Origin of the sequence: Skermanella stibiiresistens SB22 (assembly GCF_000576635.1) — a bacterium.
GTDB lineage: Bacteria > Pseudomonadota > Alphaproteobacteria > Azospirillales > Azospirillaceae > Skermanella > Skermanella stibiiresistens.
This window is the reverse complement of the sequence record NZ_AVFL01000025.1, coordinates 18752-36150: the sequence shown is the minus strand read 5'-3', so window position 1 is coordinate 36150 and position 17399 is coordinate 18752. Positions and strand designations below refer to the sequence as shown.

Annotated in this window: 16 protein-coding genes; 1 reads left to right on the top strand and 15 read right to left on the bottom strand. The window is 66.0% G+C overall.

Annotated elements, in window-relative coordinates:
* Positions 1 to 68 precede the first annotated feature (68 nt).
* From N825_RS26300 to N825_RS40460, 4 genes are all read right to left on the bottom strand, one after another.
* Entirely contained in the window at positions 69 to 1178 is a 1110-nt protein-coding gene (locus tag N825_RS26300; RefSeq protein ID WP_037458653.1) for an S-(hydroxymethyl)glutathione dehydrogenase/class III alcohol dehydrogenase, read from the bottom strand.
* An 85-nt stretch (positions 1179 to 1263) separates the two neighbouring features.
* A complete protein-coding gene (locus tag N825_RS26295) occupies positions 1264 to 1848 on the bottom strand; it encodes an NADPH-dependent FMN reductase (RefSeq protein WP_037458651.1) in 585 nt (194 codons plus the stop codon).
* A 181-nt stretch (positions 1849 to 2029) separates the two neighbouring features.
* Positions 2030 to 2335 (bottom strand): helix-turn-helix domain-containing protein, encoded by a 306-nt coding sequence (locus N825_RS26290; protein ID WP_037458649.1) that lies wholly within the window; start codon positions 2333 to 2335, stop codon positions 2030 to 2032.
* Between the two features lie 54 nt (positions 2336 to 2389).
* Complete coding sequence (locus N825_RS40460; RefSeq protein WP_281174382.1) at positions 2390 to 2578, bottom strand: type II toxin-antitoxin system RelE/ParE family toxin; 189 nt, start codon at positions 2576 to 2578, stop codon at positions 2390 to 2392.
* Positions 2579 to 2984: 406 nt separating this feature from the next.
* Here N825_RS40460 and N825_RS26280 point away from each other — a divergent pair, with 406 nt between their 5' ends.
* Positions 2985 to 3659, top strand: a complete 675-nt coding sequence (locus N825_RS26280) for a sugar transferase (RefSeq protein WP_084165080.1) — start codon at positions 2985 to 2987, stop codon at positions 3657 to 3659.
* 82 nt (positions 3660 to 3741) lie between these two features.
* Here N825_RS26280 and lpxC read toward each other — a convergent pair whose 3' ends face one another.
* The 11 genes from lpxC to mraY form a co-directional block, all read right to left on the bottom strand.
* Positions 3742 to 4662, bottom strand: a complete 921-nt coding sequence (gene lpxC, locus N825_RS26275) for a UDP-3-O-acyl-N-acetylglucosamine deacetylase (protein WP_037458647.1) — start codon at positions 4660 to 4662, stop codon at positions 3742 to 3744.
* A 309-nt stretch (positions 4663 to 4971) separates the two neighbouring features.
* Entirely contained in the window at positions 4972 to 6825 is a 1854-nt protein-coding gene (gene ftsZ, locus N825_RS26270) for a cell division protein FtsZ (RefSeq protein WP_037458645.1), read from the bottom strand.
* A 181-nt stretch (positions 6826 to 7006) separates the two neighbouring features.
* Complete coding sequence (ftsA, locus tag N825_RS26265; RefSeq protein ID WP_037458642.1) at positions 7007 to 8275, bottom strand: cell division protein FtsA; 1269 nt, start codon at positions 8273 to 8275, stop codon at positions 7007 to 7009.
* Between the two features lie 137 nt (positions 8276 to 8412).
* Positions 8413 to 9321, bottom strand: a complete 909-nt coding sequence (locus tag N825_RS26260) for a cell division protein FtsQ/DivIB (protein WP_051513162.1) — start codon at positions 9319 to 9321, stop codon at positions 8413 to 8415.
* Positions 9309 to 10229 (bottom strand): D-alanine--D-alanine ligase, encoded by a 921-nt coding sequence (locus N825_RS26255; RefSeq protein WP_037458640.1) that lies wholly within the window; start codon positions 10227 to 10229, stop codon positions 9309 to 9311. Before N825_RS26255 ends, N825_RS26260 begins: the two co-directional genes overlap by 13 nt.
* Positions 10226 to 11182 (bottom strand): UDP-N-acetylmuramate dehydrogenase, encoded by a 957-nt coding sequence (gene murB, locus N825_RS26250; RefSeq protein WP_037458637.1) that lies wholly within the window; start codon positions 11180 to 11182, stop codon positions 10226 to 10228. Before murB ends, N825_RS26255 begins: the two co-directional genes overlap by 4 nt.
* The gene (gene murC, locus N825_RS26245) at positions 11179 to 12603 is read right to left on the bottom strand and encodes a UDP-N-acetylmuramate--L-alanine ligase (protein ID WP_037458634.1); all 1425 of its coding nucleotides are present in this window, start codon (positions 12601 to 12603) and stop codon (positions 11179 to 11181) included. The genes murB and murC overlap by 4 nt, the downstream gene beginning before the upstream one ends.
* Positions 12603 to 13763, bottom strand: a complete 1161-nt coding sequence (gene murG, locus N825_RS26240) for an undecaprenyldiphospho-muramoylpentapeptide beta-N-acetylglucosaminyltransferase (RefSeq protein WP_063833935.1) — start codon at positions 13761 to 13763, stop codon at positions 12603 to 12605. The genes murC and murG overlap by 1 nt, the downstream gene beginning before the upstream one ends.
* On the bottom strand, positions 13760 to 14884 hold the full coding sequence (ftsW, locus tag N825_RS26235; protein ID WP_037458632.1) for a putative lipid II flippase FtsW: 1125 nt from the start codon (positions 14882 to 14884) through the stop codon (positions 13760 to 13762). Before ftsW ends, murG begins: the two co-directional genes overlap by 4 nt.
* Entirely contained in the window at positions 14881 to 16308 is a 1428-nt protein-coding gene (murD, locus tag N825_RS26230) for a UDP-N-acetylmuramoyl-L-alanine--D-glutamate ligase (RefSeq protein WP_051513160.1), read from the bottom strand. The genes ftsW and murD overlap by 4 nt, the downstream gene beginning before the upstream one ends.
* Positions 16309 to 16312: 4 nt before the next feature.
* Positions 16313 to 17398, bottom strand: a complete 1086-nt coding sequence (mraY, locus tag N825_RS26225) for a phospho-N-acetylmuramoyl-pentapeptide-transferase (protein ID WP_037458629.1) — start codon at positions 17396 to 17398, stop codon at positions 16313 to 16315.
* Position 17399: the final 1 nt, after the last annotated feature.

Below are 17399 nucleotides of genomic sequence, written 5' to 3'. Positions count from 1 at the left end.
GTCTTGAAAGACAAAACGCCCGCGCGTCGATCGACGCGCGGGCGTTTTGTTTTCCCGAGCCTTCAGGTTTAGAAGGTCACGACCGAACGGATCGACTTGCCTTCGTGCATCAGGTCGAAGGTATCGTTGATCTGCTCCAGAGGAACGACATGGGTGATCAGGTCGTCGATGTTGATCTTGCCGTCCATGTACCAGTCGACGATCTTCGGAACGTCGGTGCGGCCGCGGGCGCCGCCGAAGGCGCTGCCCTTCCACACCCGCCCCGTGACCAACTGGAACGGCCGGGTCGAGATCTCGGCACCCGAGGGAGCCACGCCGATGATGGTCGAGATGCCCCAACCCTTGTGGCAGCACTCCAGCGCCTGGCGCATCGTGTTGATGTTGCCGATGCACTCGAAGGTGTAGTCGGCGCCGCCCTTGGTCAGTTCGACCAAGTACGGCACGATGTCGCCGCCGATCTCCTTCGGATTGACGAAGTGGGTCATGCCGAACTTCTCGGCCATCTCACGGCGGCCATTGTTCAGGTCGACGCCGATGATCATGTTGGCGCCGACCATGCGGGCGCCCTGGATGACGTTCAACCCGATGCCACCCAGGCCGAACACGACCACATTGGCGCCCGGATGGACCTTGGCGGTCCAGATCACGGCGCCCAGGCCGGTCGTGACACCGCAGCCGATGTAGCAGACCTTTTCGAACGGGGCGTCCTCGCGGATCTTGGCGAGCGCGATTTCCGGCGCCACGGTGTAGTTGGCGAAGGTCGAGGTGCCCATGTAGTGCCAGATCGGCTTGCCGTTGAGCGAGAACCGGCTGGTGCCATCGGGCATTACGCCACGGCCCTGCGTCTCGCGAATCGCTTGGCACAGGTTGGTCCGCTGGCTGAGGCAGTACTCGCACTGGCGGCATTCCGGCGTGTAGAGCGGAATGACGTGGTCGCCCTTCTTCAGGCTGGTGACTCCCGGCCCGACATCGACCACGATGCCGGCGCCCTCGTGGCCGAGGATGCACGGGAACTTGCCTTCGCTGTCGGCGCCGGAAAGAGTGTAGGCGTCGGTGTGACAGACGCCGGTGGCCTTGATCTCGACCAGCACTTCGCCGGCTCGCGGGCCTTCCAACTGTACTGTCTCAATGCTGAGCGGTTTGCCGGCCTCGAAGGCCACGGCAGCGCGTACGTCCATTAGTTCATCCCTCCCAACCGAGACATTCTATCCCTTGTGCGGCGATCGTTGACCATTCGTCCGGAGAGGTCAACCATCCAACCGTCTAATGCCTTGATTTAGCACGTTGGTGGTAGCGTATATGGTCGGCGAGCGTGACGAGGAAGCCCTTGAGGAAATCGATCGTCCCTTGATCGGTCAGTTTCCCTTCGGGATCGAACTTGGAATTCGCTTGCCCGATCATCACCTCGGGCCGGTTCATGACGAATCCATTCAGGTACACGAAGCACTGGCGCAGGTGATATTGGGCACGGGATGTCCCAAGAACGCCCGGGCTGGCGCCCATGATGGCGATCGGCTTGGCGTCGAATGGCTGTTCCGGCGGGCGCGACGCCCAGTCGATCGCGTTCTTGAGCACGCCGGGTATGGAGTAGTTGTATTCCGGCGTCGCGATCAGCACGCCGTCGGCGGCTTTCAAAGCGTCGCGGAAGGCTTGAACCGACTCGGGATAGCCGTTTTCCGTCCTGATGTCGTCGTTGTAGAGCGGGATGTCCGCGATGTCGAAGATATCGATCGCCATATCCGGCGGCGCCAGATCGCGCGCCGCCCGCAGCGACGCGCTGTTGAGCGAGGCCTTGCGCAAGCTGCCGGAAATCCCGACGACGCGAAGCGGTGTCTGCTGGTCGGTCATTGAAGGCTCCTTCCGAGAAGATCGATGCCGAGAGGATCAGGGATCGTGGGCCGGGAGATCGCCAGCCTACACGATGGGCGCCGATGGGAAACAAGACATCGCCGCCGAACGATCCATGCTCGGGCTCCTCGGATTGGCGCATGGGCCTGGCCGGTTCGGAGGGGCCGATGCTCGCTCGATTCTATCGTGGAGGTATATGATCGACCAAATCGATCGCCAATCGCTTTCCAAGCACGCTGGCGGCGCGGTCGAGTGTGGCGAGCGTGACCGAGGGATTGGCGGGGTCGAGCAACCGGTCAAGTGCCGCCCTACTGGTGTTCATGCGTTCGGCCATGGCCGTCTTCGTGAGGCCTTTTTCTTCCATCGCTTGGTTTATCTGCCATGCCAGCACCGCTTTGATCGCGCGTTGATTAACCTCGGCCAGCGTTCCATCCTCGGCCAACAGATCATCGAGTGATGATCCGATGTGTGGATTTTCCGGTTCCATGACGCTGATGCCCTATCGTTGCGATTTACCAGTTGATGTGAGCTATCTCGGCGTTCAGAGATTTCCCATGCGCTCTCGAGCCAAATCAAGGTCGGCTGCTGGGGTGGTTTGTGTCGATTTATAGAAACCGTGTAGTAGAATCATACTTCCATCCTTCACACAGAAAAGGATACGAGCAATACGGTTGTTTAACCTTGTGCGGACCTCGAATAATCCATTTCCCATTGGCCGGCATGTGGGCATGCCAACTGGTCAGCCAAACTCCACCTTCTTGATATCCTCACCAATAGACAGTCGATCTTCCTTGCTCATGCTCTTGATCCAGTCACGGACGGGTTCCGCACCCGAACCGCTTCTGTAGAAGCGTGCGTAGAGACGCATTGACACCATGAAGCGCCTCCTAAACGCGGAAATCAAGAACTTTGCGTATCTTTTTTGATACAGGCTCGTTGTATGGCATACCGCCGAATGCGGTTAAGGCTGCTTATAATCAAATACTTGGAAAATTCAACCGATACGCGATGCTGGCAAGGAAAGATCGCCGAAAATGACGGTCATGTCGTGTAAGCCGCTTCACAGCGGCGCTCCGCTTCGGTCGGTAGAGTGTGGTTAACGATCCAGAAACGACACGCTCATCGGAGAGATCCCCATGTCCAGCCGACAACATCCCATAGCTCTCCCGATGAACGGTTCCGCGCCGGTGCTGCCGGCGCCGGGCTATGACTTGGTCAAGCGCGGGTTCGACCTGCTGGTGGCCGTCACGCTGCTGGCGGCGTTGGCGCCGCTTCTGCTGATGATCGGGCTGGCGGTCAGGTTGGAAAGCCAAGGGCCGGCGCTGTTTCGGCAGCGGCGACAGGGAGTGGGGGCGGGGTCGTTCATGGCGCTGAAGTTCCGCACCATGCATGTCGACGCCGAGGCGCGGCTGGAACACATGCTGGCGGCCGACCCGGAACTGCGGCTGGAATACGAGCGGCACCACAAGCTGCGCGATGATCCACGCGTCACACGGCTGGGCAGCTTCCTGCGGCGGTCGAGCCTGGATGAACTGCCGCAGCTATGGAACGTGCTGGTCGGCGACATGAGCTTGGTCGGTCCGCGTCCCTATATCCCGAGGGAACTCGCGCCCTATGCTTGGGCGGGGACGACGATCGCCCGGGTCAAGCCGGGGATCACCGGGTTGTGGCAGGTTTCCGGTCGTCACCGAACCACCTTCGAGGATCGCATCCGGTTCGATGTCGCCTATGTCGAGGCCTATTCGCCCTGGCAGGACCTGACCATCCTGTGGCGAACCGTGGTCGTGGTCATCAAGGCAGACGGCGTCTGACGATCTTGCTCCGGAATGAAAAAAGGCGCCTGGAGAAAAACCCTCCCGGCGCCTTGATCCACCCGACCGATCAAACCTTCGTTCAGGCGACGGCGGCGACCTTCTCGACCGCCATCCAGTCCGCCGGGAACGCGCCGATCTCGTCGGCGTCGACATAGGTCCAGGCGGTCTCGTCCGCGAACAGCGCCCGCAGGAGCTGGTTGTTCAAAGCATGACCCGAGCGGCAGCCGTGGAAGTGGCCGATGATCGGGGCGCCGGCGAGATACAGGTCGCCGATGCTGTCGAGGATCTTATGACGCACGAACTCGTCGGTGAAGCGGAGGCCACCCTCGTTCAACACCTTGTCGCCATTGATGACGATGGCGTTGTCGAGCGAACCGCCGCGAGCCAGACCAAGCTTGCGCATCTGGTCGACCTCCTGAAGGAAGCCGAAGGTGCGCGCCCGGGCCAGTTCCGCCTTGAACGCGCCGTTGCCCAGCTTGACGTAGCCTTCCTGGCGGGCGATCGCGGCGCTGGCGAAGTCGATCTCGAAGCTGAAGCCGGTGACCGGCGACGGCGTCAAGGTCGCGAATTTGGTGCCATCGCCGACGGTGACCTGCTTGAGGATCTTGATGAACCGGCGTGGCTTGTCCTGCTGCTGGATGCCGGCGCACTCTATCAGGAACACGAAGGGGGCGGAGCTGCCGTCCATGATCGGAACTTCCGGGCCGTTCAGCTCGATCACCGCGTTGTCGATGCCGCAGCCACGCAGGGCGGCCATCAGGTGCTCGATCGTACCGATCGTAACGCCGGCGTCGTTGGAGATCAGCGTGCAGAGGCGCGTGTCGGTCACCCGGTCCCAGTCGGCCCGGACGGTCGCGCGATCGGCTGGCTGATCGGTCCTGACGAACACGATGCCGGTATTCACATCCGACGGCTTCAGGCACATCGAGACCTTTGACCCCGAATGCAGGCCGATGCCGGTGCAATTGATGGGGTTCTTCAGCGTCTGCTGAAAAGTCATCTCGTTATTCTGGCTTTGTTCGGACACTTGATTACCTGCTATGCGGCGTGTGGGCAATACTTCGATGAGCACTTCGCTGTCGTGGGTGTCACCCACGACTAATACCTAACAAGCCACGCGCGACAGCACAAATCACTCTTTGTTACGGATTGTTACGCAGGTGCGGGATAGTCCTCGAGTGATCGCCATCACATCCAGTAGTGTTCGAAGGAACATTCGCCAAAGAAAAAACCCCAACCGCGCGGGCTGGGGTTCTTTCCATGTCGAACCTTCCGGCTGGTCTCTCCAGCCGGAAGGGAAGGGCGTCCGTTAGTTGGCTTGGCGGCGGAGGAAGGCCGGGATGTCCAGCATCTCCTCTTCCGCGTGGCTCATCTTGACCGGGCGGTCCATCGGCTCGGGTGCCGGACGTGGCTGCTGCGCCACCGGGGCGGGAGCCTGCTTGACGCCGACCGTTGGGGCGGGCGGCTGCGGCGCCTGGCGGGGCTGCTGCTGCTCCGGCTCGCCGCCTTCCATGATCCGCCGGCCGATTCCGGTGACCCGCTCGAACAGGGAGCTGCCACGCTTCCTCGGAGCCGCCTCGGGCAGGGCCGCCGACGGTGCCATGTAGCGTTCCGTGTTGAGCGTCGGGCTCTGCGGACGCTGGCCCGACTCGGCCGGCCGTGGAGCGATGAAGACGCCATCCTGGTTCTGGCCGCGCAGCGGACCGGTGACCCGCTCGGGTTCGCGGCCACGTTGGGGTGCCGACAGGTCCGTCTGGTGGTGGACCTGCTGTGCTTCGACCTGCGGCGCGGGCGCCGGAACCTGCTCGGTCGGATGCTGCTCGGCGTAGTGGTGGTGCTGGGGCTCGACGGTCCGGACCGTGTTGCCGACCATGGTGTGTGCCTGGGGGGCGTGAGACTGCGGGGCGTGCTGCTGCGGCGCGTGACCCTGCGGAGCGTGCTGTTGCGGCGCCTGCCCGGCGAAGCCCTGGCCGGGGTAGCCGCCCTGCGCGGGATGGCCCTGGTTCAGGTGACCCTGGGTGGCGCCGGGATGCAGCGGGGCCGCGACCAGCGTGTGGTGGTAGTCGGTCGGCTGGCGGCTGTCGGCGCGCGCGGCGAGACCGGCCGGAGCGGGAGCGGCCGGCATTCCCTTGCGGCCGCCGCCGACGACGCTGAGACCGGCATTGCTGGCGGCCGCCGGACGCGGGTGGGCGATCTTCTCCGCCTCGATGCCGGTGGCGACCACCGACACGCGCATGCGGCCGTCGAGATCCTGGTCGAAGGTCGAACCGAAGATGATGTTGGCGTCGGGATCGACCTCGTCGCGGATGCGGTTGGCCGCCTCGTCGACCTCGAACAGCGTCATGTCCATGCCGCCGGTGATGTTGATCAGGACGCCGCGGGCACCCTTCATGGACACGTCGTCCAACAGCGGGTTGCTGATCGCCGCCTCGGCGGCGTCGATCGCGCGGCGCTCGCCGGACGCCTCGCCGGTGCCCATCATGGCCTTGCCCATCTCGGTCATCACCGACCGGATGTCGGCGAAGTCGAGGTTGATCAGGCCGGGCATCACCATCAGGTCGGTGACGCCGCGCACACCGGAATGCAGCACGTCGTCGGCCATCTTGAAGGCGTCCGCGAAGGTCGTCTTCTCGTTGGCGATCCGGAACAGGTTCTGGTTCGGGATGATGATCAGGGTGTCGACGAACTGCTGGAGCTCGTTGATGCCGGACTCGGCGAGGCGCATGCGGTGCGCGCCCTCGAAGTGGAACGGCTTGGTCACGACGCCGACGGTCAGGATGCCTTGCTCGCGGGCCGCCCGCGCGATCACCGGAGCGGCTCCGGTCCCCGTGCCACCGCCCATGCCGGCGGTGATGAAGACCATGTTGGCGCCTTCAAGGTAGCCCATGATCTCGGCCAGCTGCTCCTCGGCGGCGGCGCGTCCGACATCCGGCCGCGAACCAGCGCCCAGGCCGCGGGTGATCGTCGTGCCGAGCTGGAGGCGCTTCTCCGCGAGCGCGCCCTTGAGCGCCTGCGCGTCGGTGTTGGCGACGACGAACTCGACGCCTTCCAGATTCGACTTGATCATGTTGTTGACGGCGTTGCCGCCAGCCCCGCCGACACCGAACACCGTGATGTGCGGCCGCAGATCCACTTCGATTTCCGGCATGCTGAGATTGATCATGACAGCCTCCAGTTCCCTTCGAGTTCGCCCGAATTCATTTGAATGAATTCAATTTCGTGTTCACGCCCACCGGCCGTGACCGGCCCGCTGATTCCGTCATCGCTTTCGCGGGCTCGGGCATCCCTGTCCCGGCACCCGCGCGGCGCGCTGTTCCGCTTGGTCGACTGCTCCTGGCCCCGGTTCATAGGTTCTCCTTGAGCCAGAGGTTGACACGTCCCCAAAGATGCTTCGGCGGTTCCGCCTCGGCGCTGAAGCCGGGCAGTTCCGCGTGACTCTGGACCGCGAAGGCCAGCAGACCCGCCGCGGTGGAGAAGGCCGGTCCGCCGGTGGCTTCCGCCAGACCGTCGATCCGCATGGGCCGGCCGAGCCGGACCTGTTTGTCCAGGATCAGCTGGGCCAGTTCGCGGGTTCCCGGAAGCTGGCTGGCGCCACCCGTCAGGACGACGCGGCGGCCCGCCACCTTGCCCATGCCGCTGACTTCCAGCCGGGCCCGGACCAACTCGAAGATCTCCTCCAGCCGAGGCTGGATGATGCCGACCAGCAGCGACTTCGGCACGTGGTTGGCCTGGGCGGGCTCGTCCTCGCCGACCTGGGGAACGTCGATGATCTCGCGCTCGTCGGCGACGTTGGCGATGGCGCTGCCGTACAGCGTCTTCATCCGCTCGGCGTGCGCCACCGGTGTCGTCAATCCGCGCGCGATGTCGTTGGTAACGTGGCCGCCGCCGACCGGCACGCAGTCGGTGTAGACGCATTTGCCCTCGACGAACACCGAGATGGTCGTGGTGCCGCCGCCCATGTCGATCAGGGTGCAGCCAAGTTCCATCTCGTCCTCGACCAAAGCCGCCAGACCGGCGGCGTAGGGCGAGACGACGAAGCTCTCGACCTCCAGATGGCAGCGCGCGATGCAGGTGGTCAGGTTACGGACCGCGCTCGATCCGGCGGTGACCGTGTGCAATTGGACGCCCAGCTTGTCGCCGGACATGCCGCGCGGATCGCGGACCCCCCGATTGCCGTCGATCGCATAGCCGACCGCGAGGGAGTGGATCAGCTCCTGGTCGCTGGCGCCCTGGAACTGGCGGGCTTGGCCCAGCGCCCGGCGCACGTCGTTGTCGTTGACCTCGTGGCCGCCGAGCGGAATCTCGACATTGATCGTGTGGGACAGCGGCTGGCCACCGGACAGGTTGACCAGGACCTCGCGGATCGTCTCGCCCGCCATCTGCTCGGCGGCGTGGACGGTCGTGCCGATCGCCTGCTCCGCCGCGTCCATGTCGACGATGGTCCCGGCCCGCAGACCGCGGGAGATCTGATGGCCTATCCCAATGATGCGCAAGGCGCCGCCATCCTCGACCCGCGCGATGAAGCAGCAGACCTTGGTTGTGCCGACATCAAGCGCGGCGATTACCCCGCCGCGCACTGGGCGCTTTACTTTCTTGCCACCGTTGAAGGCCATCACTTCGCTCGCAGTCCCCTTCAGGCCTTTGCCTACCACAATATTCACTTTAACATCCCAAGATACAGTATTTCAAACAGCGATTGCGCTACTGCATTTGGTATGTGTTACCTCTTTGGTAGTGGGTCGTCCAGTCTTTAGATCTTTTCCTCGGGTACACGTCGCCGTTGTGCCGCCGCCGTCGAGGTTTGTATCACCAGCCTGTCCGGCAAGCGAAGATCGACCGCGACGATGTCCCGGTCGAGCACCGATTGTCTGGCCTCCTGCTCGGCCAGATGTTGCAGGGCGCCGCCGATGTCGCTTTCCGGCAGGCGCACCGTGACGCCATTCGACAAGTGCAGATCCCAACGGCGGCCGCCGATGCGGCTGGCCGAGGTCACCCTCTTGTACAAGGCCGGGACGGTGCCGAGCTGGCCCAGCAGTTCCTGGGCGTGCTTGGGAGCGTCGGCCCCGATGATCTGGAGCAGGTTGTTGTAGCGGCCCAGCTCGCGCTCGGTCAGAACCTCGCCGTCACGGTCGATCAGGGCCAGCTTGCCGTCCCGCTGCCACAAGGCCATCGGCCGACGCTCGTCCAGCCTGACGAAGACGGTGTCGGGCAACCGGCGCTCGACCGTCGCGTTGGCGACCCAGCGCAGCCGCTCCAGATCAGCGCGCGCGATCTCGGGATCGAATTTCATGATCGGGTCGCCGCGCTTGACCTGGATCGCCGCCATGACGGCGTCGCGGTCGGTTTCGTTGCGGCCCTCGACCAGCACTTCCTGAACCTCGAGCCCGGCGTCGACGGTCAGGTCGATCAGGGCGGCGGTCGCGCGGTCGGCCAGGGTGCCGAACCAGCCGGTCTGATAGGCCCAGGTTCCGGCTCCGCCCACCGCGATCACCGGCAGGGCGATCAGGCCGACGCGCAACGCCTTCTCCATCCACCGCGGCGTTGAGCGCCGGCGATTGGCTTTCTCGGTCGCCTTCTGGGTGGCGTCGCGCGCGCGCTCCACCGTGCGGGCACGGAGGTCGCGAGGCGCGCACAGGGTCTGCTTGTTCAAGCGTGACATACGGCGTTCTCCACCATCCAGACGACCAGGTCCGCGAACGACATACCCAAGTGCGCCGCCTGCTCGGGGACCAAAGACAAGGGGGTCATACCCGGCTGTGTGTTAATTTCTAGGAAATAAACTCCGGAACTATCCTTAATTGCATCGTCCCATCGGAAGTCACTGCGGCTGACCCCTGTACAACCTAAGGTCTGATGGGCGAGGACGGCCATCCGCATGGCCTCGTCCAGAACGGCTTGAGGCGCCGGGGCCGGTATCAAGTGCGTAGCCAGTCCGTCGGTGTACTTGGCCGAATAGTCGTAGAACCCGGAATGGGGCCGGATTTCGGTCACCGCCAGGGCGCGGTCGCCCATCACCCCGACCGTCAGATCATGACCCGGGATGTACTGCTCGATCAGCACCGTCTCGCCGTGCTGCCACCCCTCGGCGTTGACGGGATCGCGGTTGTCGCCGGGACGGACGATCTGGATGCCGACGCTGGAGCCTTCGTTGTTGGGCTTCAAGACGTAGGGGGCTGGCATGATGTCGCCGGCCAGGACTTGCTCGCGCGTCGCGACCATGCCCTTGGGCGACCGGATGCCGACGCCTTCGAGCAACCGCTTGGTGGCGCTCTTGTCCATCGCGATGGCGGAGGCGAGCATGCCGGAATGGGTGTAGCGAAGACCCAGGATGTCGAGCACGCCCTGGATCGTGCCATCCTCGCCGCCGCGGCCGTGCAGCGCGTTGAAAACCACGTCCGGGCGCGGTGTCAGGGCGGCCAGCAAGGCGCCGAGATCACGGCTGACGTCGATCCCGGTCACCCGGTAGCCGCGCTCCCGCAGCGCCTTGACGACGGCGGCGCCGCTGACCAGCGACACTTCGCGCTCGGCGGACCAACCGCCCAGCAGGACGGCGACGTGCTCGGTCATGGCTGGCTCCCCACCGAGGGTTTGACGGACGCCGGGACGCCGATGCGTCGGATCTCCCAGCGCAATTCGATGCCGGACGTCTCGTGGACCCGGCGGCGGACCTCCTCGCCCAGCGATTCCAAGTCGTCGGCGGTCGCGGTGCCCAGGTTGAGCAGGAAGTTGCAGTGTTTCTCCGACACTTGCGCGCCGCCGATCATCAATCCCCGGCAGCCGGCGCGGTCGATCAGCGCCCAGGCCTTCTCGCCCGGCGGGTTGGCGAAGGTCGAGCCGCCCGTCCGCGCCCGCACCGGCTGGCTATCCGCCCGGGATGTGGCGATCTCATGCATCTTGTGGGCGATGGCGGCCCGGTCGCCGGGTTCGCCGCGCAGAGTGGCGCCGGTGAAGATCCAGTCCTCGGGCACCGCGCAGTGCCGATAGGTCAGGCCGAGCGCGTCGCGGTCCAGGACATGCCCGCGGCCCCGCCGGTCCACGGCGGTGGCCGAGACCACGACATCCGACAATTCGCGGCCATAGGCGCCGCCGTTCATGCGCAGCGCGCCGCCGATCGTGCCGGGAATGCCCGACAGGAACTCCAGCCCGGCGAGGCCGGCGTCGCGCGCCGCCATGGCGGTGTTGAGGTCGAGCGCCGCGGCGCCGACATGGATCTCCACGCCGTCCACCACGATATCGGCGAAGGCGCGGCCGAGCCGGATCACGACGCCGGGCACGCCGCCGTCGCGCACCAGCAGGTTGGACGCGACACCGATCACCGTCACCGGCACGTCAACGGGGCAGCCCGCCAGGAAGTCGGCGAGATCGGCGGCGTCGGCCGGCTTGAACATCACCTCGGCCGGGCCGCCGACACGGAACCACGTGACGGTCGCCAGCGGGGCGTTGGCCGTCAGCCGTCCGCGCGGGACGGGCAGGCGGTCGATCAAGTGGGAAGCGTGTGCCATTTCCAGCGCGGCGCTCATGCCCGTCCCCCGCTGGCGGCGAGCTTGTCGAGTTCGCCCGGCAGCGCGTTGGCCCAGGCGGTGATATTGCCGGCGCCCAGGCAGACGACGAAGTCGCCGGGCTGGGACAACTCGCGCACCATCCGGGGCAGGGCTTCGGCCGAGGGCAGCGGCAGCACTTGGCGATGGCCGCGCATGCGGAGACCCTCGACCAAGCCGTCGCGGTCGGCGCCTTCGATCGGCTGCTCGCCGGCGGCGTAGACGTCGGCCACCAGAACGGTGTCGGCGTCGTTGAAGCAGGCGCAGAAGTCCTCGAACAGGCTGTGCAGCCTGCTGTAGCGGTGGGGCTGGACGACCGCGATGGTCCGGCCGGTGCCGGCGGTCCGCGCCGCCTTGAGCACGGCGGCGATCTCGACCGGATGGTGGCCGTAATCGTCGATCACGGTCACGCCGCCGCTCTCGCCCGTCTTGGTGAAGCGGCGCTTGACGCCGGAGAAGCGGGCGAAGCTGGCGCGGATCTTGTCGCCATCGATGCCCATCTCGTTGCCGACCGCGATGGCGGCCAGACTGTTCTGGACGTTGTGCAGGCCGAACATGGGCAGGTGGATGCCCTCGATCACGCGCGGTTCGCCGGCGACGCGGTCGCTCAGCGCCACGTTGAAATGGGCGCCGTCGGTGCCGGTCCTGACGTCGATCGCGCGGACATCGGCCTGCGGGCTGAAGCCATAGGTCACGATGCGGCGGTCGGCCACCCGGGGGATCATCGCCTGGACCTCCGGGTGATCGATGCAGAGCGCCGCGAAGCCATAGAACGGGATGTTCTGGACGAAGCTGTCGAAGGCGGCGCGCACGCCGTCGAAGGTGCCGTAGTGGTCCAGATGCTCGGGGTCGATGTTGGTCACCACCGTGATCAGCGCCGGCAGCTTGGTGAAGGTGCCGTCGCTCTCGTCCGCCTCGACCACCATCCAGTCGCCAGCGCCCAGCCGGGTGTTGGTGCCATAGGCGTTGATGATGCCACCGTTGATCACGGTCGGGTCCATGTCGGCGCCTTCCAGCAGCGTGCCGACCATGCTGGTGGTCGTGGTCTTGCCGTGGGTGCCGCCGATCGCGATCGACCACTTCAGGCGCATCAGCTCGCCCAGCATCTCGGCGCGGCGGACCACCGGGATCAGCGCCGTGCGGGCGGCGACGACCTCGGGATTGTCCTTCTTGACGGCGGACGAGATCACGACGACCGACGCGTCGGCCAGATTTCCGCCGCGATGGCCGATCTCGACGGGGATGCCGAGCGCCCGCAGGCGCTTGACGTTGGCGCTGTCGGCGATGTCCGATCCACGCACGGAATAGCCCAGGTTGCGCAGGACCTCGGCGATGCCGCTCATGCCGATCCCGCCGATACCGACGAAGTGGATCGTCCCGATGGACAGGGGCAGGGCTCTCATTATTCGGCGGCCTCGGTGGAGTAACGGTCGGCGCCGGCCCTGGGCCGGTCGCCATTGGGGAATGCGGCGCCCTTCACGGCGCCAAGGACGATGTCGGCCAGTCGCGACGCCGCGTCGGCGCCGCCGCGGCCATGGGCCGCCTCCGCCGCCTTGGTCAGCGTGGCGGGGAGGTCGAGCAGGGCTTCCAGCCGATCGGCCAGCGCCTTGGCGGTGAAGGCCGGCTGGGGCATCAACCACGCGCCGCCGGCATCGGCGACCGCCTGCGCGTTGGCGGTCTGGTGATCGTCCATCGCGAAGGGATAGGGCACCAGCACGGCGGGACGCCCGGCGGCGGCCAGTTCCGCGACGGTCGAGGCGCCGGCCCGGCAGACCGCCAGATGGCAGGCCGCCAGACGGTCCGGCACGTCGCGGAAGAAGCTGGACAGCTCGGCGTCGACGCCGGCCGTGGCGAAGGCCGCCTTGGCGGTCTCCAGATCCTCGGGCCGGCACTGCTGGGCGATCCGGATGCGGCGGCGGAGCACCTCGGGCAGTAGGGCGAGGGCTTCCGGCACGATCTCGCTGAAGACCCGGGCACCCTGGCTGCCGCCGACCACCAGCAGCCGAAGCTCGCCGCCCGGCTCCAGCGGGGGATAGGGCAGGTCGCGGACCGCCGTGACGCCGGCTCGCACCGGATTGCCGGTCAGTGTCAGCTTGCCCCGGTCGCTCGGCTTGACGGCCGAGACGGTCGCGAAGGAGGTGGCGATTCGGGCGGAACCGGGCGCCAGCATCCGGTTGGCCCGGCCGAGCACGGCGTTCTGTTCGTGCAGCACGGTCGGGATACCGGCACGCTGCGCCATCAGTACGGTCGGGACGGAGGGATAGCCACCGAAGCCGACGACGACATCCGGCTTCAGGGCGGCGATCAGCCGGCGCGCCTGTAGGGCCCCCAAGCCAAGCTCGATCGCGCCCTTCAACTTGCCGATGACGCCGCTGCCGAAGCTGGACGCTCGGATGCGGTGGACCTCGACCTCGGGCAGCGCCTCGCCGAACGCCTTGCCGCGCCGGTCGGTGACCAGCACGACGCGGTGGCCGCGGGCCAGAAGTTCCCGGGCCAGAGCCTCCGCCGGGAACATGTGCCCGCCGGTGCCGCCGGCGGCGAGGCAGATCAGGGAAGCTGTCATGTGCCGTCTCCGCCGCCGAACCGCTTGCGGGTCAGCGCCAGCACCATGCCCATGCCGAAGCCCAGGGCCACCAGCGACGATCCGCCATAGCTGATGAAGGGCAGCGTCATGCCCTTGGTCGGCATCATGTGCAGGCTGGACGCCATGTTGATCCAGGCTTGCAGGCCGAACTGGGTCAGCAGGCCGGTGACAGCCAGCATGATGAACAGGTTGTCGTCGCGCATCACCCGCATGAAGCCGCGGATCACGATGAAGGCGAACAGGGCGATCAGCACGAGGCACCAGAACAGGCCCATCTCCTCGCCGGCCACGGCGAAGATGAAGTCGGCGTGGGCGTCGGGCAGCATCATCTTGATGCTTCCCTGGCCGGGGCCGGTACCGAATGCGCCCCCGTTCTGGAAGGCCTCCAGCGAGCGGGTCACCTGATAGTTGTCGCCCGCCGCCGGGTCGAGGAAGCGGTCGATACGGCTCGACACGTGCGGGAACAGCATGTAGGCGCCGACCAGCCCGGTGATGCCCAGCACGCCCAGGATGGCGACCAGGATGATCGGCAGGCCAGCCAGGAAGAACTGGCCGAACCAGACGATCGAGATGACGAAGGTCATGCCCAGGTCCGGCTGCATCATCAGCAATCCCACGACCATCAGGTAAAGCATGATCGAAATGACGGCGCCGGGAAAACGCTCGGACGTGCGGCCATGGGCGAACAGCCAGGCGGCGACCACGGCGAAGGTCGGCTTGACGAATTCCGACGGCTGGATCGACAGGCCGGGCACGTGGATCCAGCGCCGGGCGCCCTTGATCTCGAACCCGACCACCAGGGTCAGCGCCAGCAGGATCGTGAAGAAGATGAAGCTGATGACGGCGGTGCGCCGAACGCCACGCGGCGTCATCAGCGAGACCCCGACCATCACGAGACAGGCCGGGATCAGCGTCAGGATGTGACGCTGGACGAAGTGGAAGTTGTCCAGCCCGATCCGCTCGGCGACCGCCGGGCTCGCCGCCTGGACGAGCACGATGCCGATGCCCATCAGGACGGCCAGGACGGCGAGCGTCCAGCGGTCGACGGTCCACCACCAGCGGCCGAAAATGGAATGGTCGGTCCGGGCGAAAGCGGTCATCCCGCGATTTCCTTCGTCACCACGTCATCATCCCCAAGGCTGGGATCCACAGGGTTCGCATCCACAAGGTTCGCGACGAGATCGGTGAAGACCTCGCCCCGATGTTCGAAGCTCTTGAACTGGTCCCAGGAGGCGCAGGCCGGCGACAGCAGCACGGTGGCGCCCGGCGACGCGTCGGCTCGCGCCATTCTGGCGGCGGCGGGGACGGCGTTCTCCAGAACAGCACATTCGGTGTGCGCGACGCCATGGGCATCCAGCCATGCGGCGAAAAGCGCCGACGCCTGTCCGATCACGAAGGCGTGGCGGACCCGTGGCATGAAGGGCTCCAGCCCGTCCAGGCCGCCCTCCTTGGGCAGGCCGCCGATGATCCAATAAATTGCGTCGTAGCAGACCAGCGCCTTGGCGGCGGCATCGGCGTTGGTCGCCTTGCTGTCGTTGACGAACCTCACGCCATCCCGCACCGCCACCAATTGCTGGCGGTGGGCGAGGCCGGGGAAGGTCCGCAGGCCCTGGAGCACCATCTCCAGCGGCACGCCGCAGGCGCGGGTCGCGGCGAAGGCCGCGGCGGCGTTCTGCCAGTTGTGGCGGCCGGGCAGCGCCGCGACATCGCTCAGGTCGATCACCGGTTCCGTGCCGCCGTCGAACAGCTTGCCGTCCAGGACGTAAACGCCCTTGGTCGGCCGCTCGGCGGAGATCGGGATGATCGAGCTGTCGACCGTGTGCTCCATCTCGTCGAACAGCGCCCGGCAATGCTCGTCATCGACGCCGATCACCGCCGTGTGCGAGCGCTTGGGGTGCTGGAAAATCCGGCGTTTGGCCGCGATGTAGCCATCCATGCCGCCGTGCCGGTCCAGATGGTCGGGCGTCACGTTGAGCAAGACCGCCACGTTGAACGAGACGGACGGCGCAAGTTCCAGCTGATAGGACGACATCTCGAGCACGTAAATGCCGCCTTCGCCCAGCGGCTCGAAGCTCAGCACCGGGGTGCCCAGATTGCCGCCGACCTGGATGCGGCGGCCGGCCAGAGCCAGGATGTGGCCGATCAGCGCCGTCGTGGTCGATTTGCCGTTGGTGCCGGTGATGCCGACATAGGCCGCCTTGGGCTGGGCGCCCTGGAGCAGTTCGATGTCGCCGATGATCGGTATGCCGGCCGCCTTGGCCCGCGCCGCCACGGCGTTGGGCTTGGGGAAGGTGTGGGGGATGCCGGGCGACAGCAGCAGCGCCTCGACACCCGTCAAGTCGGCGGTGCTGAGGTCGGTCAGAGGGATGCCGGATGCCGCCGCGGCGGCGCGGCCGGACTCGCCGTCGTCCCAGGCCAGGATCTCGACGCCGCTGTCGCGCAAGGCCAGGGCCGTGGCCAGTCCCGACTTGGCGAGACCCATCACCGCGTAGCGTTTTCCCTTGAGGTGGCCGAGGTCGATCATGCCGTCACCGCAGCTTAAGGGTGGACAGGCCGACCAGCGCCAGCACGACGGCGATGATCCAGAAGCGGATCACGACGGTCGGTTCGGCCCAGCCCTTCTTCTCGAAGTGATGGTGCAGCGGCGCCATGCGGAACACGCGCTTGCCGGTCAGCTTGTACGACGTGACCTGGACGATCACCGAGACGGTCTCGAGCACGAACAGCCCGCCGATGATCGCCAGCACCAGTTCGTGCTTGGTGATCACGCTGATGGCCCCCAGAGCCCCGCCGATCGACAGCGACCCGGTGTCGCCCATGAAGACCATGGCGGGGGGAGCGTTGAACCACAGGAAGCCCAGCCCGGCGCCGACCATGGCGCCGCAGAACACCGCCAGTTCGCCGGTGCCCGGAACGTGGTGGATCTGGAGGTAGTTGGCGAACACGATGTTGCCGACCAGATACGCGATCAGGCCGAAGCAGCTGGCCGCGATCATCACCGGCACGATCGCCAGCCCGTCCAACCCGTCTGTCAGGTTGACCGCGTTGCTGGCGCCGACCATGACGAACACCGCCATCGGCACGAAGAACCAGCCGAGGTCGATCAGCAGGTCCTTCATGAACGGCACGGCCAAGCCGTGGGACACGGTGTCCCGGGCGAAGATCGCCAGGATCAGCGCCGCGGCGCCGCCGATGCCGATCTGTCCGGCCAGCTTGAGCTTGCCCGGCAGGCCCTTGGTGTTGCGCTTGGTCAGCTTGAGGAAGTCGTCGCCAAAGCCGATCAAGCCAAAGCCGAGGGTGACCATCAGGACGACCCAGACGAACAGGTTGGTCAGATCGGCCCACAGCAGGGTGCTGATCATGACCGCGATCATGATCATCAGCCCGCCCATGGTGGGCGTGCCCTTCTTCTTCTGGTGGGTCTCCGGTCCGTCGCTGCGGATCGGCTGGCCCTCGCCCTGCTTGCTCTTGAGCCAGCGGATCAGGGTGGGGAAGAAGACGAAGCTGATGACCGACGCGGTCAGGATCGCCCCGCCCGTCCGGAACGTGATGTACCGGAACAGGTTGAAGAGGATGAAATCATCCGCCAGGGGAAACAGCAGGTGGTAAAGCATC